A 24,201-nucleotide genomic window follows, 5' to 3' on the forward strand; every position below is an offset into this window, starting at 1 on the left:
CGAACTGGTCCGATGATTGTGCGACCGTGGAATGTTACCGTCTTGAGCGAATCAAAGCCCCAGCATCTGCAAAGCATGCCCCTCGGTACCCTCGGCGCCGGGGCCGTGGAAGTGTGTGCCGACGGCCGTTTCCGCAACCTCACCCTGAACAATAACCGGACCGAATCCAACCGTATTCCGGTGGCGCCCCACACCTTTCTGGCGGTCTGCGCACGGGGTCGAGGGGGGGCGTACCTGCGGCGTCTCCAACTCGCCGACCCCACGCTGCCCTCGACCCACGCGCTGCCCCCGGATGGGCTCCGGTTTCGCGCCCACTATCCGCTTGTGGATTGCCGCGTGCACGATCCCGGCGCGCCCGTGGAGGTGGTGTGGAGCGCCTTTGCGCCTGTGGTGCCCTACGACTACGACGCGTCCGCCCTGCCCCTTATTTATTTCGGGATACAGATCACGAACTCGAGCGACGAAGCACAGGAGATCGGCGCCCTGTTGAACTGGCAGAACACCTGCGGGCAAAGCGCCGGCACATTTCCCGAGAACCCGGCGATTATCGTGCGCGACACGCTGATCACCCAGGCCGACTGGGACCGCATGCGGGGGGGGGCGGGTGGGGACAATGAACGCCGCCTTTCCTCCAGGACCGGGCACATTGAGCCCACGCAGGCGGTGGAAGTGCGGCCGGGCGACGTGCCACCCAATGCCCTCGTTTTCGGCGATGCGCGCGCCGTCGACTCCAATCAGGATGGCCAGTACTGCGTGGCCACGCCCTGGAACGCCAGCATGCGCACGGCGGTGCGCGTGTGGGATCCCGAGGACCCCGCCGAGGAGGAGGCCTTCTGGAAGGACTTTGCCCTGCCCGGCGGCTACGGCGGCGATACGTCGCCGGGCCACGGTGTGCCCCGCTGTGGGGCGGTCTCCAACCAGTTCCGCCTCGAACCGGGGCAAACCCGGAGCGTGGAGTTTGTTTTTTCCTGGTACTGCCCCCGCTATGTGGTCAATGGCGTGGAGGAGGGGAACTTTTATGCGAACAACCATCCGGATGCACGGGCGGTCGCGCGCATAGGACTGACAAACAGCAAGTACTACTTCGCCGCCATCAGCGGTTGGCAACAGCGGCTCGCCTCTGCGGACCTTCCCGCCGCCTTCGTCAAGCGGCTCCTTGCCAGTTGCGAAGTGCTCAGTACCAATACCCTGCATGCGCGCAACGGCGGCTTCGGGATTTTCGAAAGCGCCGACGACATGCGCGTCAACTACTTGCGTGATCGCTGGTTCTGGTCGATGGGGCTGCTGCTCTTCTACCCACGGCTTGAACTCGACATCCTGGATCGGGTGATCCAGCGCGTGAGCGGCGAGGCGGACCGCAGCGTTCGCATCAGCGAGGGCCTCGAAGGTTTCAGCGGGGGCGAATTTGTGTCGCCCGGCGCGGCCCAGGTGGAGGTCTGCGCCCATCTGGTCACCATGAGCTGGCGAAACTTCCTCTTCACCGGGAGCCTGCCTTTTCTCAATCGGGTTGTGCCCCGCCTCCAGAGCGTCCTTGCCGCCATGATCGCCCAGGACAGGGACTTCGACGGCTTTCCCGATATTCAACAAGAGGCACCCGGTCTCGATTGCGCCTTCGCCAGCGGCCTGAACGTGATCACGGCGGGCTTATGGATTGTTGCCCTGGCGGCGGGCGAAGGCATGGCGCGTCGGCAAAAGCTCCACGAGGCCGCGGTTTACAAACAGGCGCTGGACCGCGCCCTGCGCAGCTTCGAGCGGTATTTCTGGAACACCGATCACGGGTACTACATGCTATATCCCGACGCCCCCACCGGACTCGTTGCCGAGACGGAGCTGCGCACCGCCTGCCACGTGGGTCAGTTGCATCCTTTCTGGATAGCCGACCTGCTGGGCTTCGACGGCCTCTTTCCCGCGCGGCACGTGGCGCGGGCGCTGAAAACCGTTGAAGCCCACAATCGCCACGACGGGCGGTTGACCATGCTTTCGTGGCCCGGCGGCGATGGGGAGGTTCCGGCTTCGTCCTGGCATGGAGGGCGTGGGGTCCAGACGTACAACGCGCTCCGCTACGCCTGCTGCCGGCTCCAGCGCGAGCCCGGTGGGCCGATCGCGGAGATCCTGGCGGAAACCACGGCGGACGGGCGGGGGAGCGCCCCGCGCCACGTGAGCGATCTCTCACTGTGGTATCTGATTGCGGCCCTTTCCGATGTTCGTCTCGATCTGGCGGACAAGCGCCTGGTTGTCCGGACCAGTTCGCGCGAGCGCGGGCACAAGAAACATGTGACGCTCTTCACACCAAACGGGTTTGGCGCGGTTTCCATCCACTTCAATCAGGCGGACGCGCTTCAATGCCTGATCGAATTTCGGATGGATATTCCTCAGGCGCTTACCTCGATACGGGTGCACCTGCCCGAAGGCGTGGGAGACTTGCAGTGCCGACTGGAGGTGGAAGACGGCCCCCTGCCGACCAACGTGAATGTCTTTCCCGAAAGCACGGGGTGCCGGGTGGATATCTTTCCCGAATCGAAGCTTTCGGCATCCGCATTTTCGCTCCAGTTAATCGGAACTGGCATCGAGGGTACCGGTGCGACTAGCAAAAAGCAATGGATTCCACGGTGGCTCCGGCGATAGCGTATTGCCTCGCCAGCCGGTGCAGGGCGCGAAGGCATTCGGACTCCGCGCTCAGAATCTCGTAGGTATACCCGAGCACGCCGGATTCGCCCCGATCATATTCCGCGGTTCCCCGCCGCGCGGCTTCGCCCAGTACCGTGCGCAGGAGGCGGATCGGAGCGTTTCCCTGGCATGCCCATACGCCCAGCACCAGCGGCGTATCGGTTGTTGTGCGCCACAGTTTGGCCAGGTTGTAGCCCGCCGCGGAGAGGCGCTGCTCTCCCGCGCCCGTTACGAGCATCGCATCGCCAGGGGCGGCGCTGTCCACGGGAACGAATTCCGGCGCGGGTAGTCCCCGCGCCGCGAAAATGACCTGGACGTAAATCGCCAGGTGGCGGGCTTGCGGTGTCACCTGGATGCGGCGGACCGATTCCAGCGCATGCGTGGTGGTGAGGCGCTCCGTGGTGCAGCCCTCTGCGGCGACCAGGCCCGCGCCGGGAATAACGCATAGCGCGGGATCGTCGAGCAACAGGGAAGGCGGCACCAGCGCGCACGCGCAGGCCTGCAAGCGCAGCGCTTCGGCGATCGCTTCCAACGGCATGGTGGCCAGGCGCAGATCGCCGCGTTCATCCAGTCCTGCGAGCAACGGCGCGGCTTCCGGCCAGGAAGGCACGCCAACCAGCGGGGTGTGCAGGGGGCTCTGATTCATGCTGTGCTCCGTGTGGTTGGTTTATTGTCCTCCGCGTACCCACCGCGGTTCAAGGGGGCGGGGTATTGCCGCGCAGCGCCTTCAAAACTCGCATACCTCTTTACCCGTGGTGTATTTTGATTCAGGATGCAGCGTTCGCGCCGAAGGCGCGGGATCTTAAGAGGATGTCCAGTCGCATGTTGATCGCAGGTTTAACCGGTGGCACCGGATCGGGAAAGTCCACCGCCGCGCGCCGTTTTGAGACCCACGATATCGCCGTCGTGGATGCGGATCGCGTGGGGCATGCTCTTCTTGAACCCGGCGGCCGCGCCGAGGCGGCGGTGCTCGCCCATTTCGGCGCGTCCGTTCTTTCCTGTGGTACCATTGATAGAGGAAAACTGGGCAGCCTGGTCTTTTCCGATTCCGCGGCGCTGGCGGCGCTGAATGCGATTATGAAACCCCTGCTGGCGGAGGAGATCGGTTCCCGATGCGGGGCCTTTGCCGAGGCGGGAAGACCGGTGACCGTCGTGGACGCCGCGCTGCTGGGCGACAGCGGCACGTTGGAGCGCTGGCTTGAAGGCTTGATCCTCGTGCTGAGTGATACCGACACCCGGGTGCGACGGCTGATGACTTCGCGCGGTTTGACCGAAACGCAGGCGCGGCAACGCATCGCATCCCAGGTGGATCCAGAAACGAAGCGTTCCATCGCCCGCTGGGTGGTGGAAAACAACGGCTCCCTTGAGTCGCTCCACGAACAGATAGACGATGTTGCCAGGGAACTCATCTCCCTGTCCCGGAGCACGTAGTATGACCAACTGCCAAAGCTGTGGAAAACTGATGGCGTCGGGCACCGGCGAATCCCTGTGCCGCGCCTGTCGCGCCGAGGCCAGGACGCTGGCCGACAGCCACACTCCGGCACCGGAACCGGAGCCCGAAGTGCAAGTCATCATTGAAGCGCCGCCCTGTGTTCGTTGCCGAAAGCATGACGCGATGGAGGACTCCCACTTCTGCCTCGGGTGCCAGTTGGAGCTGGTCAATTCACTGGGTGACGCCGCGGAAGAATTGTTCCGAACACCGCCGCCGCCCCTGCCGCCTATCTCCAGTCCGGCCAGCCTCATGCGGGACCTGGAAGAAAAGCGCCAGCGCACCGCCACCAGTCACATGAGCGTGGTCGGCGGGACCCGACTCCGCTAAGCGCGCCGCTCGCGGGAATCGGGGTGATTGCGCGCGCGTCGGCACCACCCCCCTGTGCTATACTCCGCCCCCATGGTCAGCGGGAGGAGTTTCATGAAGAAAGTCATACAGCTAATTGCAGGCATTGCTCTGGGCATTTTCTTGTTCTGGTGGTTGTTCAGGGACACGGACTGGCCCGCCGTGGGCCACGCGCTCCGAGCGGCGAGTCCGGGCTGGCTGCTCTTCTCAACGCTGCTGGTTTTTGTCACCTTCGTCACGCGAATATTTCGCTGGGGCTACATCGTACGGACCGCCGGGCCGGTCTCCTTTCGCGTCATGTTCAGCGCGACCCAGATCGGGTTTCTCGGTAACTTCACCCTGCCCGGCCGTGTGGGCGAGGTCATACGCGCGGTCGTGCTTTCCCGCCTTACGGGGCTCGCGTTCAGCCGCTGTTTCGCCTTCGTCGCCCTGGATCGCGTCACCGATCTCTTTGGACTGCTCGCGGTCATGTTGATTACCGTCGTGTACGTCCACCCCGACGGCCCCATCGTGATTCCGGATGTGCCCCAGCCCATTCCGCCCGATGTCATCCGTGTGGGCGCCATGGGAACGGGCGCGGCCATGCTCGGCATCATTGCCGCCTTCGTGATCCTGTACCTGAACAAGCATCTCGCGCTGAAAGTGGTGGACATGACCGTGGGGCGGGTCTCCAGCGGTCTCGCGGCGCGGCTCCGGGGCATGCTCGAACAGTTTGCCGACGGCATGCACGTCTTCAAGTCGGCGGCGGACATGAGCCGGGCGATTCTGTGGTCCCTCGTCACATGGGGTGCGGGCACGGTCTGTTACTACTGCATTCTCCGCGCCTTTGGCATCGTGGCGCCCTGGTATGCCTCCTTCGTGATCATGGCGTGCCTCGCCGTCGCCATCAGTCTGCCCAGCACGCCCGGATTTCTCGGCGTCTTCCACGCGGGCATTGCCCTGGCCGTGTTGATTGTGGCGCCCGACACCGACATTGACGTGCTCAAGGCCGCCGTGATCATCGCCCACCTCCTGCAATTGCTGCCCGTGCTTCTCGTCGGTTGTATCTGCCTATACCTGGAGAATCTGGGTCTGATGGAACTGCGTCACGCCGGTGAAATCGCCGAAGAGCCCGCCGCTCCTTGAAAATGAAAGCGGCGGCGGAAGCCTTCCCTCCAGGGCCGGTTCCGCCGCCTTGTCTTCACTCTTGCGTTGATTAGATCGCGGGCGCGGGCAGGTCCGCCTCGGAAATGACCCCATCCTTGTCGCGGTCCATCTCCGTGAAGTTCTTCTCGGGAAAACCCGGTTTGGCGGCTTCCAGTTCGGCTTTGGTCAATTTGCCGTCCTTGTCCGCATCGTGCCGCGCGATGAGACCCTTTACGTAGGTCACGGCATCCGCCGGCGGGCCACCGGCTTTCTTCTTGCCGCCCTCGGCCTTCTTCTTGCCCGCTTCGTCCTTCTTCTTGTCGCCCGCCGCCCCTTCCAATGCGGCGCGATCGCTCCGGTCTACAAAACCATCGCTATTTTGATCGAGACGGGCAAAGCGCTCCGCCGGGGCATTCGGGAACGCCGCGGTAAACTCGGCCTGGGAGAGTTTTCCGTCCTGGTCCGTATCCGCCGCTTTGAGCTTGGCGCCGACCGCCCCTCGACCTTCACCCGCGGCCTCCGTCTTCGGTGGCGCGGGCATTTCACCGGCTTCGAGAAAGCCATCCTGGTTCTTGTCCAGCGCGGTAAAGCGTTCCGCCGGGAAGTTCGGCAATTTGGCGTGAATCTCGGCCAAATCGAGTTTCTGGTCGCTGTTGGCGTCCGCACTTTTCAAGAGGCGCGCCAGGGCCGGCTTCTTGGCCTTGCCATCCGCGCCCGGACCGGCGTCTCCCGCGGGCGCCTCCGCATGGAGGGAGGCGGCCGGGGCCAGAGCGAGCAGCGCGGCCAGCGACGCGAAGCGTAACGTGTTCATGTTGGTATCTCCTGCGTTTTGTTTGGCGCGTTCCACTGGGGGCGCGCGCGTTGCGTCTTTGTATGCCACCTATAACCCCGATGGACCATGGAGGTTCCCGAATTAATTGAAAGAAAGGGGCCCCGCCATTACAATCGCGAGGTTACATGCAGCGCATAAGGCAGACAGGAGTACGGCGCGTGGACGCGAAGGCGATAGCATCTCTTTTCCAGAAACATTTTCCCGAATCAGGAACGCCATTTCTGTGCCGGGTACCGGGACGTATCAACCTGCTGGGCGAGCATCTCGATTACAACGGTCTCCCGGTGCTTCCCATGGCGATCGACCGCGCCATCACAGTCGCCTTTGCCGGGCGGCCCACGCCGGAAGTGCGACTGATCAACGCCGACGAGCGATTTTCCGAAGTGACGTTCAGCAACGGCGACGCGCTGGAACCTTCACCGGCGGGGGCCTGGGAGAATTATTGTAAGGCGGCCCTGGCGGGGCTGAACAAGCGCTTTGACGTGACAAAGTTCCCGGGCATGGATGTCCTCGTCTACAGCGACCTTCCATCCTCCGCCGGGCTCAGCTCTTCCTCCGCCCTCGTCGTGGCCTTCGCCATGGCCTACCTGGCCGTGCTCGACTACACGCTGGGTCGGGACATCTCCCGCCTGGAGCTGGCCGGGGTGCTGGCGAATGCGGAGCACTTCGTGGGTACCGCCGGCGGGGGAATGGACCAGACCGTTATCCTCAATGCGGAGGCGGACCACGCCACGAAAATCAATTTCATCCCTTTCCAGTTCGAGCACATTCCCCTGCCGGACAAGGCCTCTTTCATTGTTTGCGATTCCATGGTCGTATCCAGCAAGACGGGCAACGCACTGCTCAAGTACAACGCGGGCCCGGCCATCTGCAGCCTGATTACCAACCTGCTCAATACCCACTTTCTCCGCGCTTTCGGTGAGGACTTTTCCATCGACTGCATCGGCGATCTCTGGCTGGGTCCCCTGTGCTTCAACCGCGCGGAAGTGGAGAAGCTGCTTGCGGAGGTCCTGCCCAATTCCCACATGACCGTTTCGGAAATCTTCATTTACCTGCGGATGGACCCGGCCATCGTGCGCGAATACTGGCTGGATCACATTCCCGTCGAGCCGGAGGGGCTGCCGCTGCAGGCCCGGGCCCGCCACGTATTCACGGAGTACTATCGCGTTGAGGAGGCGCGCGACGCCCTGATCGGCGGCGACCTGAAGACCTTCGGTCGGCTCATGAACGAGTCCCATGCCAGTTGCGCGAAGGACTACGGCATCAGCACGCCGGAGATGGACGACCTGGCGCAAATTCTCCGTGATGCGGGTTGCCTCGGGGCGCGTTTGACGGGGGCGGGCTTCGGCGGGGCGGTCATCGGGCTGGTGCCGAGCGGTCGCGAAGCCCAGGTGGAAAAGGCGGTTAAGAAGAAATACTACGAGGAACGCCTGGGGTATTCGGGCGAAGCGCCGGTTTTCTTTGCCCGATCCAGTGGCGGAGCCTGTTACCTTTCGTAATATTTTCGATTCTCTCGCGACAACCCTTGTATTTTTCACCACTTTAACCTAGAATAGTGAGCGAAGCGCTATAACTTGTGTATTGTGGACTTCGCATTGTGGTGGGTGGAGTCGTGTGACGCCCTCAAATGAGAGGAGGGCGCCGCCGCCAAGGTGTGAGGTGGGTGTTACCAGGAGCTTGTCATGAATTGTTCCGTTCATCCATCAAGTGAAGTGGTGGGCTATTGCAACGTGTGTGGCGACTTGGGATGCGGCCAATGCATCACCGAGCATGAGGGGGTGCTGTATTGCCAGAAGCACTACAAGCCCATTAAGGATTCCATCGACAGGAAGTCCAAGCACGATGCCCAACTCGCCCGCCCGGAGCGCCAGCGGCTGGTGGTGCGCACCCTGAACGGGGAGACAATGTGCGGGATTTGCTTTGCGCTCAACGTGCGGAGCGAGGGATTCCATCTCGATCTGGTGGATCGCAAGGGTGAACCGCTCAATATGACCAAGCGGGTCCTTTTTCGCGACCTCAAGGCGGTCTACTACGTCAAGAGCTTCGATGGCAACTTCGATCACGGGATTTCCTACCGCGATCCGCGCTCCGAAGGCGCGGCGGTTGTGGTGGAGTTCAAAGACGGCGAAGTACTCCGGGGGCACACCTTCAACACCTACAGCCTTGAGCAGCCCCGTTTCTACATCATTCCCGAGGATCCCGACAGCAACAACATCAGTGTGCTGGTCGAGCGTTCCGCGGTGGCCGGACTCTTCGACCCCAAAGAGTACCGGGAGCAGAAGCACAACGACCTGGAAAAGTATGTCGACGAGCACCACGACGCCGATCATGGGAAGGAAGAGTGTGTGGGCGACTATTACTTCCAGGCCCACGATTATCCCCGGGCGCTGAAACACTACCGTGCGCAGGTGCGCGAATCGGGCGACCTGCCGCGTCTCCACAAGAAAATAGTTTCCGCGCAGTACAACATCGGCATCAGCCACATCAAGGCCCATCACTATGATCGGGCCCTGGAATACATGGAAGCCGTGCTCGTGGCCGATCCGCTGAACGACAAAGCGCGCCACAAAGCGGCGAAGCTCCGCCAGGCCCTGGACCAGAAGAAAAAGCACAAGGTTCAGCCCAACTTTCTGGACTGATCCGACGGACGCACCGCGAGATTCTGAGGCCCGCACCGGTATCGCCGGGCGCGGGCCTTTTAATTGAGCCGTTCGATTGGGTAAACTCCACCCCTGCTGGCCTTTGTCCAATATGTTGTAGTGGAGGTATACCTTGATAACTGCCCATTGTGTTCGGGCCGAGCTCGAAGCCCGGGAAGCGGCCCAGCTCAGCCCCTTCGCCGCCCGTTCCAGTGAATCAAAGGGGCGGGCCATGCCCGAAGAGGAAGACGCATACCGTACGGTTTATCAGCGGGATCGCGACCGCATCCTCCACACCAAGGCCTTTCGGCGGCTCAAGCGGAAGACCCAGGTTTTTCTGGCGCCCACGGGCGACCACTTTCGCACGCGGCTGACCCATACGCTGGAAGTTGCCCAAATCTCCCGAACGGTCGCCCGCGCCCTTTTCCTGAATGAAGATCTGACCGAGGCCATCGCCCTGGGGCATGATCTGGGCCACACACCCTTTGGCCACGCGGGCGAGGCGGTGTTGAACGAGGTGTACGCACCCGGATTCTTTCACTTCGAGCAGAGCCTGCGCGTGGTGGATTTGCTGGAGCGCCGCCATGCGGGCGCGGGGCTGAATCTGACCCACGAAGTGCGTGACGGCATCCTGTATCACTCCAAGGGCAAGGCCGTGCTCCAGGGGCGGGCCACCGACGGTCCCAATACCCTGGAGGGCGGGGTGGTCAGTGTCTGCGACGCGATCGCCTACATCAATCACGATATTGACGACGCCATTCGGGCCGGGGTTATCCACACCGAAGATCTGCCCCAGGACGCGCTGGGGGTGCTCGGGGATCACACCTCCAGCCGGATCGACGCCATGGTGGTGGGTCTGATCGTGGGCAGCCAGGAGGGGAAGCTGGGGATCGTGCCGGAGATCCTGGAGGCGATGAACACCCTGCGCGATTTCATGTACACCCAGGTGTACCCCTGCGAGACGATTGATCGGGAGATTCGCAAGGCCAAGAAGATTCTGCGCGAGCTGTATTTCTATTTGCTGGAAGAGCCCAACGAAGAAATCCTTCACGGCCATGAAGGGGACTCCCTCGAACGGCGCACCGTTGATTTTGCGGCGGGCATGACCGACGAGTTCGCCCTGCAACTCTACCAGCGGCTGTTCTTCCCCAAGCCATGGTGAAGGTTCCCGAGGCGGTCTTCGAACCGGGAGAACACCCCATCGGCATCGTGTCGGGCTCGGGGATTCATCTGCGCCCGCTGCTGGACGAGGTGCTCGCGGAGGTGCCCTTCGCCGAGGTGGCGGGGCTCGCCCGGGCCACCGTCGCCGGCCACGACGGCGCTTTTGTCTTCGGGCGCTGCGGGGGGGCGCCGGTGCTGCTTCAGGCGGGAAGAATTCACCTGTACGAAGGGCACACGCCCGAGGCGGTTGCGGCGACGGTGGATGCCCTGCACCGCTTTGGCGTGCGCACCCTGATCCTCACCAACGCGGCGGGCGGTCTCGAGCCTGGCCTCGTGCCGGGCGACTGGGTCGCGGCCGATTCCGTTGTCGCGTGGCGCTTTCGCGGTCACCGCTTTCCGGAGCGCATGACGCCCGACTTTCTGGTGCCCGGTTGCCGGGCCACGGGAAGATACATCTGGATGCACGGGCCCTGCTATGAAACCCGTGCCGAGATTCGCGTCCTGCAGACCATGGGGGGAATGACGGTGGGCATGAGCGTTGCCCTGGAACTGGAGCGTTGCCAGGCCCTGTCGATCCGCGCAGGGGTGGTCTCGTGCGTGACCAACAACTGCACGACCCAGGAGTCGCTCCACCACGCCCAGGTGGTGGAAGCGGCGGAGCGCGCCTCGGCCCAGCTCTGTGCGATACTTCGGGGTTTCATCGGAACCGCGGCGGTCCTGCGGGCCTGAGCGGTTCAGGCGCCCTCGGGCGATTCGCCGAAGACCTGGGCGGAAAATCGGAACAGCTCGCAACCGGGGGCCTTCCAGGCGCCCGGCTCGGCCCCGGCCTTCGTGCAGAGGGCCTCCAGAAACTGGTCAAGACCCCAACCGCGCTCCGTGGCCACCTGGGGGAGGAGGAGGCCGCCTCCCCGGGAGCCGGCATGGTCGAGGTAGAGCCCGTCGCGACCGACGACGATCTCGCGGATATCGCCCACGGGAATGAAGGGGGTGTCGGGCGCCGCACCGGGGCGAAGCGCGGAAATTTCGATGTGGGTGTGGCCCAGTTCCTCCGGCGTAAGCGGGGGGAAACGGGGATCGCGCACCGCGGCATTGATGGCATTGTCCCGCACGGCTTCCGCCAGCGATTCGATGCCGCGGGTGTGACCGATGCAGCCCCGCAACGCTCCGCCGAGACGCAGCGTCACAAAGGCGCCGTGGCGCTCCCGGAGCGGCGGAGTGAGGGGATAACCGCCAAGGTCGATACGGACTTCGTCCCGCAGGTACGCCTTCAGACTGTCCCGCGCGATGCGCAGCAGGAGGGATTCTTCATCGGAACTGAGAAAGGCTTCCACGGCAACGGTCATTCCGGGGCGCTCCGCCGGATGTTGGTCAAGTTGATCGGAGCCGGACGGGGCCCCTTGCTTTCCGCAGCCCCTTTGGGGGCCTCGGGGGCGCCGGCCGCGGGCTGGGGCGCCTCGGGGGCCGCCGCTTCTACCGGCGCCGGCGTCGCGGGCGCCGATTCCGCCGCCGCGGGTCCATCCAGCGGGCCCAGGTTACGGGCTTCCACCGGCGCGGGCATGGCGCCGGGGCGCGGGGTGTCGGAGAGGTAGAAATTCACCGAGGCGTAGCTCACGCTCCGGTTTTCGTCCTTGTAGAAGCGCCCGGAAGTGTCGTGGGCCAGGACCTTTCCGTAGGCGTTGGCGGGCAGGAGCTTTTCAAGCACCCGGAGCGCGTTGAGCCCGCAGATGGGCACTTTGGTCTTCTCAATGAAGGCCTCGAAGCCTTCGTAGTCGTTTGCGGCCAGTCGATCCAGCCCCACCTTGTCCAGCTTGTCAATCCGGTTGAAAATGTCGTCGTTGAAAGGCCGATAGCTGAAGTCATTCCCGAAGTGGGTGAAATCCGTGCTCACCACCAGCAACGTTTCATGGTCCATGATGCGCTTGATCTGCGCGGCCACGGCCTCCGTTCGCTTCTCGCTGTACTGGCCCGTGCCGTTCGTAAGCTGGCCCACCAGAATCGGCACCAGCTCAAACTTGCCCAGGCGCTGCTGGAGGAAGGGCAGCACGATCTCCACCGAGTGCTCGTACTCGTGCAGCGGCTTGCGCTCCGTCTCCGAGAGAAAGCCGTTGTCCTGGTGGTTGTAACGCAGGGCGCGCGTGGCGAAGAGCGTCGAATAGGTCAGCGTGCGCACCGCCACCTTGTCCAGCGGCACGAAGCCCATGGGCGTGGCGAACACGTCCACCGCGTCCATGGAGCAATCCTCGAAGGACATCTCCGCGTGGGAAGCGCCCAGAATGATCACCCGCTTGTACTGCCCCGGCTTCAGGTGCTTGAAGGCCTCCGCCGCCACCTTGCCGGAGATGCCATAGGGACCATGGGGCACCACGCAGGCAAAGAGGGGCTCCGTGGGCTCCGGGGCCTTCGCCTCGTCCAGCAGCCGCGTGACGGTCGTCCGGAGTCCCTCTTCCGTCTCCGGGAAAAGCTTGCCCGCGCCCACGCAAAGGCGCACCACGCCCTGCTCGGCCAGCGCCGAACTGATTGCGACAACAACGATAACTATGGCAACTAGACTACGCATGGCCACCCTGCTCCTGATGGTAATGAGGTTGTACCGCCCTTTAACTGACGCCTCTACCATAGCACAAGAGGCCAAAGTCCGGCCAGAGGCATTTTGAAGCGTTTCCGTGAAGTCCGACCCGGGGCCCAGCAAACAGGGACAGCCACCCATATTGACATTCCGACGCGGGTCACCTATACTGGCGGCATGCCCAGATTAGCACGCATAGTCGCCGCGGGGGAGCCGCACCACGTCACCCAGCGGGGAAACAACCAGCAGGACGTCTTCTTCGTGGACGACGACCGGCGGGTTTACTTGCAGTTCCTCCTGCTGTATTCGCTGAAGTATCGTTTCCGGGTTCAGGGCTATTGCCTCATGACGAACCATGTTCACATCATCGGCGTGCCGGAAGACGAGACTTCCCTGGCGGAGGCCGTCGGGCGCACCCATTTTCGCTACAGCCAGTACATCAACAAGTTTCACGGGCGCAGCGGCCACCTCTGGCAGGGGCGCTTTCACTCCTGCGCGCTGGACGAGGGACACTACGGCAATGCCCTGCGCTACGTGGAGCAGAATCCGGTGCGCGCGAAGATGGTGCGCAAGCCCTGGCGCTATCGATGGTCCAGCGCGGCGGTTCATGTGGGGGAGGCGAAGGACGACGGCCTGCTCGACCTGGAACTGTGGCGCGCCTACTTCGGCGGCGAGGCGCGCTGGCGACGCATCCTGGAGCGGGGACTCGACCCGTCCTTTGTCGAGAACTTCCGGCTCAATACCCACACCGGTCGCCCCCTGGGCAGCGACAGCTTTGTCAGCATGATCGAACATCAACTCGGTCGACGCGTGCGCGCGCTGCCCGTGGGACGTCCTCGCAAGGAGTAGTCGGGACATCGGCAGGGTTAGAAATAGGTGGCTGTCCCTTATTGAAATCCCGCAGAGGTTGCCCCGGTCCACAGCGCCACATCGACCGAACGACATGTTGCCTGTTGTGGTGGCTATGGTGAGGTCCAGTCTAGTCCCCGCACGACGGGACAGCCACACCCGGAGAAGACACGCCGCCTTGTTGAAGTGGGCTTTGGGTCGCAAGGCCAGCCGGTTCAGCAGAGGTGTATTGGGTGCGTCAGTCCCTATGCACCCGCGCCCGCACGGAGCGCGTGGCGGAGTTGCTGGATACGCTGGTGTCGCTGGGGCAGTGTCGCGCGCTGGAGGATGGGCGCTATGTGGCGTAGGGACTGACGCACCCGCGATATCGGTGAAGATCTTCGTGGTCTACAATGTATCAATTGCCCCGGTTGCGCGTTCGTGATGTTTCAGGGTGTGGCTGTCCCGTCGCTCGCGGAGGTTACCCCGGTCCACAGCCCCACGTCGACCGAACGACCTGTTGCCTGTTGTGGTGGCTATGGTGAGGTTCAGTCTACTCCCCACACGACGGGACAGCCACACCCAGAGAAGACACGCCGCCTTGTTGAAGTGGGCTTTGGGTCGCAAGGCCGGCCGGTTCAGCAGAGGTGTATTGGGTGCGTCAGTCCCTATGCACCCGCGCCCGCACCGAGCGCGTGGTGGAGTTGCTGGATACCCTGGCGTCCCTGGGCCAATGCCGCGCGCTGGAGGATGGGCGCTATGTGGCGTAGTAGGCATTGAACAGGGGGTTGACCATTCCTGGTCGACATTGCTTGAACGCAAATCCCCACAGTGATGATTGCCCAGGGCAGGCACCTCAGGAATGCCAGAGTGAGGACTTTTTGGGGGACTGCGGTGAACCTACATGACATCATGTCCGTTTTAGATGCTGGCCCACCTTGTGTCGACCAGGAATGGTCAACCCCCTGCGACGCTGGTGGCGGACATGGGCACAGAATCGGGGTGGTGGTGCTAGTACAGCGGTCTGTACCTCAGCCTGGAAGGCCAAGGCACGTTGGCCGCCGGCGCCAGGAAATGCTCACAGGTTCAGAAGCAGTGCCCCGAAATCTTTCGTCGGGGAACGTGTCACGGCGTTCGCACGTTTGGCGCGCGGCGGATCTGTTGTGTTCATGAATCCTTTTTTTATTGGGCGGATCCGCTCGAAATGATTTTTTTGTGTTTTTCGCTTGAGGGCGGCGTTTCAGGGGCGTATACTGGGGGGTGAACGGATCGGAAGGCCCTTGGGCCCTGTGTTTCCCCAGGGCATTTCGGTGCAGCCGTCCATGATCGTCGGCTCCAAGGCAGGCGACGATTCTGGGCGACCGCTCGCCATCGGCCCGGCCCGTATTGCATTGGATCAGGCCGTGGATATCCTGGCTTTTGACCAACGCGATGCGGAGGGAACTATCATGCCTGTCGTAGATCCGGGGAAAGAACGCAATGTCGGGATTGTAGGCCACAGCGGCGTCGGGAAGACCATGCTCATCGAGCATATCCTTCACGACGCCGGCATCACTAAGCGGCTGGGCTCCATCGAAGAGGGGAACACGGTCGCGGACTACCTCGACGAGGAAATTGCCCGAAAACACAGTATTACCATGAAGCTGTGCCACGTGGACTGGCGGGGGGATCGAATCCACTTCATCGACCACCCCGGCTACATGGATTTCCAGGGGGAGATAGCGGCCTCAAGCCCCCTGGTGGATGGAATGGTGATCCTCGTGGACGCTGCAACCGGCGTCCAGGTCGGCACCGACATCGCCTGGAAATACGCGGAACGACACAACGTTCCGCGTGCTTTTTTTGTGAACAAGCTGGATCGGGAGCACACGAGCTTTGATCAGGTGGTGGCGGCGCTCCGGGAGACCTACGGGAAGCAGTGCGTGCCCCTGGTGATCCCGGTGGGCGAGGGCGCGGGGCTCCAGCGGGTTGTGAATATCTTCGACGGCGACACGGGGGATATCGCCGACCAGATCGCGCGCATGAAGGAGGAGATGGCGGATGCGGTGGCGGAGACAGACGACGCGCTCATGGAAAAATACCTCGCCACGGGTGAACTGACGCCCGACGAATTCCACCGGGGCCTCCACGATGGCATCACGGCGGGCAAGATCATGCCGATTATCGCGGGGAGCGCCTCCAAGTATCTTGGCGTGGATGAACTGCTCGACGTGATCGCCGAGTCTTTCCCCAGCCCGCTGGACCGGCACGTGATGGTGCAGAACGGCGCCGGGGAGTCGAAAGAGTTGCGCGTCAGTGCGGATGAGCCCTTCCTCGGGCAGGTTTTCCGCAATGTGGTGGACCCCTTTGTGGGACATATCACCCTGTTTCGCGTGCTGACGGGCACTCTGCGCTCCGATTCGGAGTTTTACAATGTCACGACGGGGAGCAAGGAGCGCACGGGCAAGATCCTGCTGCTGAACGGCAAGGAGCAGACGGTGGTGGATGAGGTCGGCCCCGGCGACCTGGCGGCGGTGACGAAGCTGAAGAACACCCATTTTGGCGACACTATCGGCGCGATAGGCTGCAACTACCACCTGCCCGCGCTGGAGTTGCCGCCCTCCATGACGAAACTGGCGATCAAGCCCAAGTCCCGTGCGGACGAAGACAAGATCGGCGATGCGCTCCATCGCCTGGCGGAGGAAGACCCGACCTTCATTCATTATCGGAATGAAGAGACGGGGCAGCATGTGATCCAGGGCACGGGCGACCTCCAGCTTGAGATCATGCTGGATCGGATGAAGCGGAAGTACCACGTGGAAGTGGAGACCTCCACGCCCCGCGTGGCCTACCGCGAGACCATCCGCGCCCAGGCGGAAGCCCAGGGCAAGCACAAGAAGCAGAGCGGCGGCCACGGCCAGTATGGCGACGTGCACCTGCGCCTGCGTCCCAACGAGCGCGGTGCGGGCTATCAGTTTATCGACAGCATCGTGGGTGGCGTGGTGCCGCGGCAGTACATCGCCCATGTGGACAAGGGCGCCCAGGAAGCGCTGGAGCGGGGCGTCATTTCCGGGCACCCCGTGGTGGATGTGGTGGTGGAGCTCTTCTTTGGCTCCTACCACGATGTGGACTCTTCCGAAATGGCCTTCAAGATCGCGGCTTCCCTGGCCATCCAGAAGGCGGTGAAGGATGCCCGGCCCTGCCTGCTGGAGCCCATTGTAGAAATTACGGTGGTCATGCCGGAAGAGTACATGGGCGATGTGAACGGCGACCTCAACTCGCGCCGTGGCCGGATTGTGGGCTTCGAGGCGGCCGGCGCGGGGCGCCAGTGCATCCGGGCTATCGTGCCCGAGGCCGAAGTGCTCCGGTATGCGACGGACCTGCGCAGCATCACCCATGGCCGCGGCAGCTTCGAGCTGGCCCCCCACGGCTTCGATGAAGTGCCCGATCATATCGCCAAGGGCATCACCGAGGCCTATGCGGCGGCGAGGGCTGAAGGTTCCTGAGTAAACTTGCAGACGGCGCGGCGGGTCACAATCGACCTGCCGCGCCGTTTGTGTTTTTGGGTGACAGCGTTGCCGAATTGAAGTGTGGGGTGGGTGCGCGCCACAGGAATATCGCGCATCCGGGGATTTCGCTACAAAGGGGCTTAGGCATTCCTGCCTGATACAACGCCTGCTACAGCGATTAATCGGCACGATGATCCTGTAAAGCAATCGGGGAGCTCGGCGTCCCCACGAAAGTGGGGTTCCAGATAATTTGCGGAGTGTACTTCGCCTGCACGCTGGATTCCCACTTTCGTGGCATGACGTTGTTTGCGTTGTAGTGGCGCTGCACATCCTGTTGAGTCTCGGCGAGCGAGGTACGCTTTGTCTCGGGCAGGAATGCTCGAGCCCCTTGGGCCGCTCGAATTCTGGTACTTCGGCGCGATCTTTCAAAATAATTGTTTTTATTGTTTCCATAGCGGAAAATCGGTATTTGCGTTATGCCGGGCTGCCCGGTCCGGTCCAAAGTGGTCGCGGGGGACGCCTGCTTGTAAACAGATCTCCTCAATGGGGTCTGTTATGCATAAGTAGTTACGTTGCAACGTCTTGACGCCCCGACAAGACGCCCGATACAATCGGTTTGAAGGGCGCTGAAGATGCCGATGGTGGCAGCGGGCCCTGTCGAACGCCGGGCAACCGACCCAGCAATCGGGGGAGCCCCGGGGAATGGAGGTGCTTCTGGATACGGTCTTCCACCTGTTGGTTTCTTCATGTTCCATTAGTCACCGAAGCGCAGCCAGAGGTGCATCGGCGCGGACCTGAACTCTCCGTGGTGTCCGCCCGGCCTCAAACTGATGAAAGGGCTTCACAATGCGAAGAAAATTCTGGTTCTGCATGCTGGCGGCGGCCCTGCTCGCGGGGAGTGCGGCCGCAACGCCCATTGTCACCGACGGCCTCTGGACCGATTGGTTCAGCTATGGCGGAAATGTCGGGTTCAACACCTGGAACGAGAATCTGGTAAGCCTGACCAATCTCAACATTCGAACGGTCAACGACGAAGAAGGCCCGACGCCCGGTGGCGGCGGACAGGCCTACGATATTGAGCAAATCTTCTATTACTACGACGACGCCGATCCGAACAACGTTTCCGGCGGCACGTTCCATGTCGGTTTGGTCACGGGCTACGACCCGGCCGGCGTGAACGGCCTCGAAGCGGGCGATCTCTTCCTCGATTTCGGGAACACCGGAAGCTACAGCATGGCCATCGCCGTGGGGACCGACGATCCCGCACGCTATGAAAATGCCTGGGCCAACACGGGCGCGCCGAACTGGACCTTGACCAGCGTCAATGCGCCCTTCTCCCCCCAGTCCGACCCCTATCGCGTCGATGAGTCCCAGTCCGGCGCCATGCTGGTGGGCACGGCGGATGTTGCTTGGGCGCTCAGTGGCAAGCACTGGTTCATGGAAGTGACCCTGGATGTCGACGGTGCGCTGGAAGATGCGCTCACCAACGACAACGGGGGTGTGGGAATGCACTGGACCATGGAATGCGGCAATGACAACATCAACGTGAGCGACGACACGCCCTTTGTACCCGTGCCCGAGCCGGCGACCGTATTGCTGCTGGGGATGGGGGTGCTGGGCATTGCGCTGCGACCCCGTCACCCTGACCTTTGAGCTCAATTAGCGCGGGCCTCCGCATTTGAGGGCCAGCGAACAGCCGGGCGACCGACCTTCGGGCCGGTTGCCCGGTTGCTTGTTGTGGGGGAGAGGGGAGGGGGGAGGGGGGAGGCAGACCGGGCGGGCCATCGTTCCCCTTCGCATTGGTCGAGGCCCCGCCCAAGACCTGGGGTTTCCTGCGCCACCGCCAAGTCCGAGGGCGGCGCCAGCGGTCCGAGGGGTGTGTTTTTTTCTACGCCCGCGCATTATCGGCGCAAATTTTCGCGGTGGGCGTCCAATTGTCTCGATTTTTTCCGCGTCGAACTATAGAGAATTCTGTGTAAGTCAATAAATACATGCTCGGAATATGTAGGCTTTTCGTACAGAAAGCGTTAGGTCCGGGTCCCCGGGCGCTCTCATAGAAAAAAAATAAAATAATTGTTTTTATTGGAATTGGGCGAGGTATACGGGGTTTGTCGGATTGACAGATTCTTGACGGACCGTTTAAAGTGAGAAATCGGGACCAATCTGTTAACCGATTGCCCAAATCAGGGCTGTGTCATGTAAGTAGTTACATATACATACCTTGACACCTTCGTCGCACTTCCGATACAATCACGTCAGCAATGGACCAGATCGGTAAGTGCTTGGGAGATCGGTCCAGAGAAGCATTGGGCCTCCGTAAGAGCAATCGGGCGGATCCTGCAGAGGGAATGCGACATTCAGCCTGGGCGTCAACAAAGTTGGGTGCTTTGTTTCGCGATAGTGTCCGAAGTGTAGGTATGGGAAGTTTGAGTGCAGAAACGGGTGTAGACGAAGCGCCCAACAAAAAAACAAACTCAAGAAAGGGGTTTACAATGCGAAGAAAAGGATTATGGATAGCAGCGATGTCAGCCATTGTCGGCATCTCTCTGGCCGCATATGCAGACAGTGCCGGGCTTGATCCTGATGGCGAAGGTACTGTGACAACCGGTAGCATTAGCATCTCCGATGGAAGTATAGCGGACTGGGGCGTTACCCTGCCTGGAACGAATAATGATTACACTGGCTCGGTTTGGAATGACGGTTCGGTTCAAGGTGGGTGGGTATTCGAGGACTCAGTCAACGAGAGCCTTAGCAACTATGTTGGCCCGTTGTACGGTGGACAGGACTTTGACGCCGAGGCCTTGTACACGGGATTTGATGTAACTTCGAATACGCTGTATGTTGCCTTGGTGACAGGTTTTAATCTCGGCGGAGAAAACGGTGGTGGAGCGTTCGGTTCTCCTTTTTCCGCCGGCGATATTTTTATCGATTTCGGAACGGCGATTCAGCAGAATGGTCGCAAAGATGATCCAACTACGGTCGGAAATGATCAAAATGCAGATGTTCCGAGCACTCCTGGTAACAGCGTAGCATACAACAATAGTGGCCACACATCTTGGGACTTGGCCTTCTTGGTTGACCAAAGTGCGACCCTTACTAATGGTACCACTGGCGATATCAACGCAAGCGCCGTTACTGGATTCGGCATTGATTATTCTCCAACACCTGATGGTGCTGGTCAAAATTCTGGTCCCCTGTTTGCACTGGGAGGTTCGGGCGTTGGTACAGCTGGTTTCCGCTACACGCAAGGAATTATTGGTACTGAGAATCGGAACCTTTACGAGTTTTCCTATACTCTGACCAATAGCGCCTTGCACAATTCATGGCGTAATTCGATGCTAGAGAGCGGATCAGGTTCTTTCGGATGGACCGTACATTGGACCATGAGTTGCGGTAACGACTATCTTGATGCAGCAGCTTACCTTGATGACACGACGAACTTTACTCCCCTCGTACCCGTACCCGCTGCTGCGCCGCTTGGCATGCTGGGCATGGGTCTGATTGCTCTGGTGCGTCGCGTTCGTCGTCGTACCGAGTGCTGATTTGAATCGTCGTTAGCTAGCGATTACATACCTACCCACAAACGGGTGACTGGCCTCCGGGCTGGTCACCCGGTTTGTTTTTCAGTGGGAGTGGCCGGCGAAAACGAAGGTTGGTTTGAGGCGGGGATGGGGTCTTATGGGTCTTATGGGTCTTATGGGTCTTATGGGTCTTATGGGACGTATGGGACGTATGGGACGTATGGGACGTATGGGCGGGGCGCAGGCGGTATGGGGCGGCTGAAGGTTTTGAGAGCCAACTCGTCGTCAACTGTCAATTTTCCATTACTACCTGAAGCTTCTCGTCAGGGTATCAAACAGCAGATACCAGCCGTCCGCTAGCACGAACATGATGATTTTGAAGGGGAGGGAGACGAAGATGGGGGGGAGCATCATCATGCCCATGGCCATGAGGGTGCTGGCGACGACCATGTCGATGATGAGGAAGGGGATGTAGATGATGAAGCCGATCATGAAGGCGGTGGTGAGTTCGCTCAGGATGAAGGCGGGCACGAGGACGTTGGTGGGGATGTCGTCTCGGGTCTGAGGGCGTGGGAGCTCGGCAATGCGGAGGAAGAGGGCGATATCTTTGGGGCGGGTCTGGCGGAACATGAAGTCCCGCATGGGCTTCAGGGCTTCGGCCAGGGCCTCCGTATCTTCCAGGGTGCCCGCCAGGTAGGGCTGGAGGGCGTTCTCGTTGACGGCCTGGTAGGTGGGCGTCATGATGAAGAAGGTCAGGATGAGGGACAAACCGATCAGGATTTGGTTGGGGGGCGTCTGCTGCGTGGCCATGGCCTGCCGCAGGAATCCGAGCACGACGATGATTCGCGTGAAGGACGTCGTCATGATGAGAATGGCGGGCGCCAGGGAGATGACCGTGATCATGAACACGATCGTCAGGGAGGTGGGGGCGTTTTCCCGGTTGACGAGGTCCCGGGCGGCCTGGCCGAGGTCGATGCCGCCCGGACTCTCCTGGGCCATTGCTGTCGTGGCCCCGAGAATCATCACAAGCGCGAGGCCCAGGCCGACACAGGCGCGGCGGACCCAGGGATTAGTCCCGGCCACGGGTATTGTCCTGAAAATACTGCTTGAGGCGTTGTAGTTCGCCTTTCAACTGATCCAGGTCCTCGTCCACGGCCGCCTCCACGCCCATGGCCGTTCGCGATTCCTTCAATTGCGTCAGGAAATTCGTCGCGGGATCCGCCGCCGCTTTGGTGGAACTCACGGCGGCGACCTCGACGGGTGCCTCGAAATCGCTGGCGTCGAAGGTCCGAATCAATGAAACGTTCTGCTGGGTTACCCCGATGACCAGCACTTCCCCGTTCGTCTGAACGAAATGGAGCGATGCCTGGGGGGAGAGGCCGACGCGGCCGATGACCCGGGCGAGTTGCTGGCCCGCGAGCAGGGGCGTTTTCTGGCCCCAACGCTTGACCGCCGCAAAGAGGAGCAGAAACAGCACCAGGGTCAGGCAAAGGGCCACCACGCCCCGTCCTACGGTCTTCATGGGGGATGCAATGGCATCCGGGGCGGTGTTTTCAGTCGCCTCGGCCGCAGGGGCGCTGTCGGCGGCTTCCTGCTCGGCCATAAAGGCCCCGGTCTCCGCGATCAACTCGTCCACCGGCCCATTGGGTACGGGTGTCGGTGCGGGTGCGGATTCGGGTGCGGGTGCCGGTGTGGTTTCTTCCCGCACGGGCGCTGCCTCAGGCGACTCCGCAGGTTCGGGCACCGTCGCACCGTCCAGGTCCAGCAGGACCTTGGCCGGGGGCGTAGCCGCAAACTCGGGATCCTGGGCAGCGGCGTTCAGCCAGCAAACGGCCAGAAAAAGTACTGCGAGCGACCGCTTAAGCATAGCCACCGTCTTTCTCCATGGCGCCGATAATCTCCGCGACCCGCACATGCAGCGAGTCCACCAAAACCACCACTTCGCCCCGCCCGAAGGGGACGCCATTGATATAGATATCGGCCATCTCCCCGGCGAGCTTGTTCAGGGCCAGGATAGAGCCCCGCTGGAGTTCGAGCACGTCCCGAACCTGGATCGTACACTGGCCGAGGTCCGCCGAGATCTCCAGTTTGACCTCTTCAAGGTCCTCGATGCCGAGGTACTCCTGCGCGGGTGCGGCGGGCATGAGTTCCTCATCGAACTCGTGATCCTCCGCATCGCGATCATGATGGGACAGAGCTGGGCTCATCTCAGAGGTCAACTATCATGTATTTCAGGTGCATGACCCGCAAAACCGTCATTTCGACCATGGGGTCCATTTTTTTCAGCAGGATGTTCGCCTGTTGCTTAATCTGTTCCTGGATACTGTTCTGCACCATGGGGTCGTTCAACTCCGCACGGGTTCGGCCCTGGTGGTACTTGAGGATCTCCGCTTCAAAGTAAGACTTCTTTTCCGTGACCTTGGCGGCGGCTTCGGGTGTCGCGCAGGAGAAAGCGACCTTGACCACCAGGAGAGGGGGGACCACGTCCGGGTCATCGGACATTACCGATACCTGGATCTCGTCAAAGACCACATCGGTCATCCCGATTGGGAACGCATCGTCTACCACTTCCACGGGCTCCTCTTCGGGAGCCGGGCCCGACAGGGTTGGAAGGAGCCACATCTTGAAAACGACGAGGCCGATGATTGCCGGCACCAGAAGCGCGGCCGAAAACAGCACCGCATTCATGATGAAGCTGGATTTCTTCTTGCCTTCAACCGGTTCTTCCGCCATGCCGTCCTACCTCAGGTTGTCATAATCCGCCGGGGATACGGGGAGATCTTCCCGCTGTTCCGCGTCCGGGTCTGTCTTGATGCTTTGTAATAACCTATTGAGCTTCTGCTTGTCCAATAGTCCCCGCACATAGATTTCCACGCGTCGGTTCGCGGCCCGGCCCTCTTCCGTATCGTTGGTGGCGAGGGGCTGACTCGCGCCGTCCGCGTGAATCTCAAACTGCTCGATGGGCAACCCGCCCGTAATGACGAGTTGCTCCGTGACGCTGTGGGCGCGGAAGTAGCTCAAATCGTAGTTGTCCCGGAATTGCGGTGTGCTCACGACCGGCTGGGAATCGGTGTGCCCGTGCACCTCGAAAAAGCTCTCCGGGAGTTCCCCCAATATCATTGCGATCTCCTCGATCACGGGCAGGGCTTCCGCGCGGAGGGTCGATTGGCCGGGCTCGAAGAGCAGGTTGCCGGGAAGGTTGATCTTGATACCGCCCAGGGCGTCAAACTCGATTTTGACGCTTTTTTCCAGTCCCCGTACCTGCAACATGCGCCGGAGCTTGCGCGCGGCCTGGTTGGCCTGGGATTCGGACTTCCGGGAGGCCCGTGGGATGGTGCTGACGAAGCCCGACATGGCGGGGAAAGGACGAAACCCGCCTTCCATCGCCGCCATCGCCTGCTTGAATTTATCCTCGCTCACGGAAGAGAAGGAGAGCAGGAGGATAAAGAAGGTCAACAGGAGACTCATCATATCGGCGAAGGTGGCCAGCCAGGCCGGCGCGCCCGGTGGTGGGCAATTGCACTTCTTATCGCCCAT

General features: G+C 61.6%; 21 protein-coding genes. 12 read left to right on the forward strand and 9 right to left on the reverse strand.

Features of this window, described 5'->3' with window-relative positions; translation table 11 throughout:
- Positions 1 to 42: 42 nt before the first annotated feature.
- On the forward strand, positions 43 to 2,625 hold the full coding sequence (locus JNK74_12910; protein ID MBL7647079.1) for a hypothetical protein: 2,583 nt from the start codon (positions 43 to 45) through the stop codon (positions 2,623 to 2,625).
- Here JNK74_12910 and JNK74_12915 read toward each other — a convergent pair.
- Positions 2,585 to 3,313: a hypothetical protein gene (locus JNK74_12915; protein MBL7647080.1), complete on the reverse strand. Its 729-nt coding sequence runs from the start codon at positions 3,311 to 3,313 to the stop codon at positions 2,585 to 2,587. The genes JNK74_12910 and JNK74_12915 overlap by 41 nt on opposite strands.
- Before the next feature lie 176 nt (positions 3,314 to 3,489).
- Here JNK74_12915 and JNK74_12920 point away from each other — a divergent pair, with 176 nt between their 5' ends.
- From JNK74_12920 to JNK74_12930, 3 genes are all read left to right on the forward strand, one after another.
- A complete protein-coding gene (locus JNK74_12920) occupies positions 3,490 to 4,098 on the forward strand; it encodes a dephospho-CoA kinase (GenBank protein MBL7647081.1) in 609 nt (202 codons plus the stop codon).
- A gap of 1 nt (position 4,099) precedes the next feature.
- Entirely contained in the window at positions 4,100 to 4,486 is a 387-nt protein-coding gene (locus JNK74_12925; protein ID MBL7647082.1) for a hypothetical protein, read from the forward strand.
- Positions 4,487 to 4,579: 93 nt separating this feature from the next.
- Positions 4,580 to 5,629 carry a flippase-like domain-containing protein gene (locus JNK74_12930; protein MBL7647083.1) on the forward strand — a complete coding sequence of 350 codons (1,050 nt, stop codon included), beginning with the start codon at positions 4,580 to 4,582 and terminating at the stop codon, positions 5,627 to 5,629.
- Positions 5,630 to 5,699: 70 nt separating this feature from the next.
- Here JNK74_12930 and JNK74_12935 read toward each other — a convergent pair whose 3' ends face one another.
- Positions 5,700 to 6,440, reverse strand: a complete 741-nt coding sequence (locus JNK74_12935; protein MBL7647084.1) for an EF-hand domain-containing protein — start codon at positions 6,438 to 6,440, stop codon at positions 5,700 to 5,702.
- Positions 6,441 to 6,619: 179 nt separating this feature from the next.
- Here JNK74_12935 and galK point away from each other — a divergent pair, with 179 nt between their 5' ends.
- The 4 genes from galK (at position 6,620) to JNK74_12955 (ending at position 10,990) form a co-directional block, all read left to right on the forward strand.
- Positions 6,620 to 7,960: a galactokinase gene (gene galK, locus JNK74_12940; protein ID MBL7647085.1), complete on the forward strand. Its 1,341-nt coding sequence runs from the start codon at positions 6,620 to 6,622 to the stop codon at positions 7,958 to 7,960.
- A gap of 183 nt (positions 7,961 to 8,143) precedes the next feature.
- Positions 8,144 to 9,100 carry a tetratricopeptide repeat protein gene (locus tag JNK74_12945; protein MBL7647086.1) on the forward strand — a complete coding sequence of 319 codons (957 nt, stop codon included), beginning with the start codon at positions 8,144 to 8,146 and terminating at the stop codon, positions 9,098 to 9,100.
- 136 nt (positions 9,101 to 9,236) lie between these two features.
- Entirely contained in the window at positions 9,237 to 10,262 is a 1,026-nt protein-coding gene (locus tag JNK74_12950; protein ID MBL7647087.1) for a deoxyguanosinetriphosphate triphosphohydrolase, read from the forward strand.
- Entirely contained in the window at positions 10,256 to 10,990 is a 735-nt protein-coding gene (locus JNK74_12955; protein MBL7647088.1) for a purine-nucleoside phosphorylase, read from the forward strand. The genes JNK74_12950 and JNK74_12955 overlap by 7 nt, the downstream gene beginning before the upstream one ends.
- 5 nt (positions 10,991 to 10,995) lie before the next feature.
- Here the strand turns inward: JNK74_12955 and amrA are convergent, their stop codons facing one another.
- Complete coding sequence (gene amrA, locus JNK74_12960) at positions 10,996 to 11,592, reverse strand: AmmeMemoRadiSam system protein A (protein ID MBL7647089.1); 597 nt, start codon at positions 11,590 to 11,592, stop codon at positions 10,996 to 10,998.
- An 8-nt stretch (positions 11,593 to 11,600) separates the two neighbouring features.
- On the reverse strand, positions 11,601 to 12,818 hold the full coding sequence (gene amrB / locus JNK74_12965; GenBank protein ID MBL7647090.1) for an AmmeMemoRadiSam system protein B: 1,218 nt from the start codon (positions 12,816 to 12,818) through the stop codon (positions 11,601 to 11,603).
- Between the two features lie 186 nt (positions 12,819 to 13,004).
- Here amrB and JNK74_12970 point away from each other — a divergent pair, with 186 nt between their 5' ends.
- The 4 genes from JNK74_12970 to JNK74_12985 all read left to right on the forward strand — a co-directional run bounded on the left by JNK74_12970 (position 13,005) and on the right by JNK74_12985 (position 20,685).
- Positions 13,005 to 13,676: a transposase gene (locus JNK74_12970; protein MBL7647091.1), complete on the forward strand. Its 672-nt coding sequence runs from the start codon at positions 13,005 to 13,007 to the stop codon at positions 13,674 to 13,676.
- Positions 13,677 to 14,935: 1,259 nt separating this feature from the next.
- Entirely contained in the window at positions 14,936 to 17,140 is a 2,205-nt protein-coding gene (locus tag JNK74_12975) for an elongation factor G (protein MBL7647092.1), read from the forward strand.
- Positions 17,141 to 17,989: 849 nt separating this feature from the next.
- Positions 17,990 to 18,796, forward strand: coding sequence for a PEP-CTERM sorting domain-containing protein (locus JNK74_12980; protein MBL7647093.1), 807 nt, complete (start codon positions 17,990 to 17,992; stop codon positions 18,794 to 18,796).
- Between the two features lie 869 nt (positions 18,797 to 19,665).
- Positions 19,666 to 20,685 (forward strand): VPLPA-CTERM sorting domain-containing protein, encoded by a 1,020-nt coding sequence (locus JNK74_12985; protein ID MBL7647094.1) that lies wholly within the window; start codon positions 19,666 to 19,668, stop codon positions 20,683 to 20,685.
- Between the two features lie 285 nt (positions 20,686 to 20,970).
- Here JNK74_12985 and fliP read toward each other — a convergent pair whose 3' ends face one another.
- Genes fliP through JNK74_13010 form a run of 5 tightly spaced genes read right to left on the reverse strand, consistent with a single transcriptional unit; the run spans position 20,971 to position 24,201 of the window.
- On the reverse strand, positions 20,971 to 21,687 hold the full coding sequence (gene fliP, locus JNK74_12990; GenBank protein MBL7647095.1) for a flagellar type III secretion system pore protein FliP: 717 nt from the start codon (positions 21,685 to 21,687) through the stop codon (positions 20,971 to 20,973).
- Positions 21,688 to 21,733: 46 nt separating this feature from the next.
- The gene (locus tag JNK74_12995) at positions 21,734 to 22,537 is read right to left on the reverse strand and encodes a flagellar biosynthetic protein FliO (protein MBL7647096.1); all 804 of its coding nucleotides are present in this window, start codon (positions 22,535 to 22,537) and stop codon (positions 21,734 to 21,736) included.
- On the reverse strand, positions 22,524 to 22,871 hold the full coding sequence (locus JNK74_13000; protein MBL7647097.1) for a FliM/FliN family flagellar motor switch protein: 348 nt from the start codon (positions 22,869 to 22,871) through the stop codon (positions 22,524 to 22,526). The genes JNK74_12995 and JNK74_13000 overlap by 14 nt, the downstream gene beginning before the upstream one ends.
- 1 nt (position 22,872) lies before the next feature.
- Entirely contained in the window at positions 22,873 to 23,397 is a 525-nt protein-coding gene (locus tag JNK74_13005; GenBank protein ID MBL7647098.1) for a hypothetical protein, read from the reverse strand.
- Positions 23,398 to 23,403: 6 nt separating this feature from the next.
- On the reverse strand, positions 23,404 to 24,201 hold the full coding sequence (locus JNK74_13010) for a flagellar motor protein MotB (protein MBL7647099.1): 798 nt from the start codon (positions 24,199 to 24,201) through the stop codon (positions 23,404 to 23,406).

It is taken from the genome of Candidatus Hydrogenedentota bacterium (genome assembly GCA_016791475.1).
Taxonomy (GTDB): domain Bacteria; phylum Hydrogenedentota; class Hydrogenedentia; order Hydrogenedentales; family JAEUWI01; genus JAEUWI01.

Coding starts and splice junctions, on each gene's coding strand:
- JNK74_12915 (MBL7647080.1), bottom strand. CDS start 3,313: ATGAATCAGAGCCCCCTGCACACCCCGCTGGTTGGCGTGCCTTCCTGG.
- JNK74_12920 (MBL7647081.1), top strand. CDS start 3,490: ATGTTGATCGCAGGTTTAACCGGTGGCACCGGATCGGGAAAGTCCACC.
- JNK74_12925 (MBL7647082.1), top strand. CDS start 4,100: ATGACCAACTGCCAAAGCTGTGGAAAACTGATGGCGTCGGGCACCGGC.
- JNK74_12930 (MBL7647083.1), top strand. CDS start 4,580: ATGAAGAAAGTCATACAGCTAATTGCAGGCATTGCTCTGGGCATTTTC.
- JNK74_12935 (MBL7647084.1), bottom strand. CDS start 6,440: ATGAACACGTTACGCTTCGCGTCGCTGGCCGCGCTGCTCGCTCTGGCC.
- JNK74_12945 (MBL7647086.1), top strand. CDS start 8,144: ATGAATTGTTCCGTTCATCCATCAAGTGAAGTGGTGGGCTATTGCAAC.
- JNK74_12955 (MBL7647088.1), top strand. CDS start 10,256: ATGGTGAAGGTTCCCGAGGCGGTCTTCGAACCGGGAGAACACCCCATC.
- amrB (MBL7647090.1), bottom strand. CDS start 12,818: ATGCGTAGTCTAGTTGCCATAGTTATCGTTGTTGTCGCAATCAGTTCG.
- JNK74_12970 (MBL7647091.1), top strand. CDS start 13,005: ATGCCCAGATTAGCACGCATAGTCGCCGCGGGGGAGCCGCACCACGTC.
- JNK74_12980 (MBL7647093.1), top strand. CDS start 17,990: ATGCGAAGAAAATTCTGGTTCTGCATGCTGGCGGCGGCCCTGCTCGCG.
- JNK74_12985 (MBL7647094.1), top strand. CDS start 19,666: ATGTCAGCCATTGTCGGCATCTCTCTGGCCGCATATGCAGACAGTGCC.
- fliP (MBL7647095.1), bottom strand. CDS start 21,687: ATGATTCTCGGGGCCACGACAGCAATGGCCCAGGAGAGTCCGGGCGGC.
- JNK74_13000 (MBL7647097.1), bottom strand. CDS start 22,871: ATGAGCCCAGCTCTGTCCCATCATGATCGCGATGCGGAGGATCACGAG.
- JNK74_13005 (MBL7647098.1), bottom strand. CDS start 23,397: ATGGCGGAAGAACCGGTTGAAGGCAAGAAGAAATCCAGCTTCATCATG.
- JNK74_13010 (MBL7647099.1), bottom strand. CDS start 24,201: ATGGGCGATAAGAAGTGCAATTGCCCACCACCGGGCGCGCCGGCCTGG.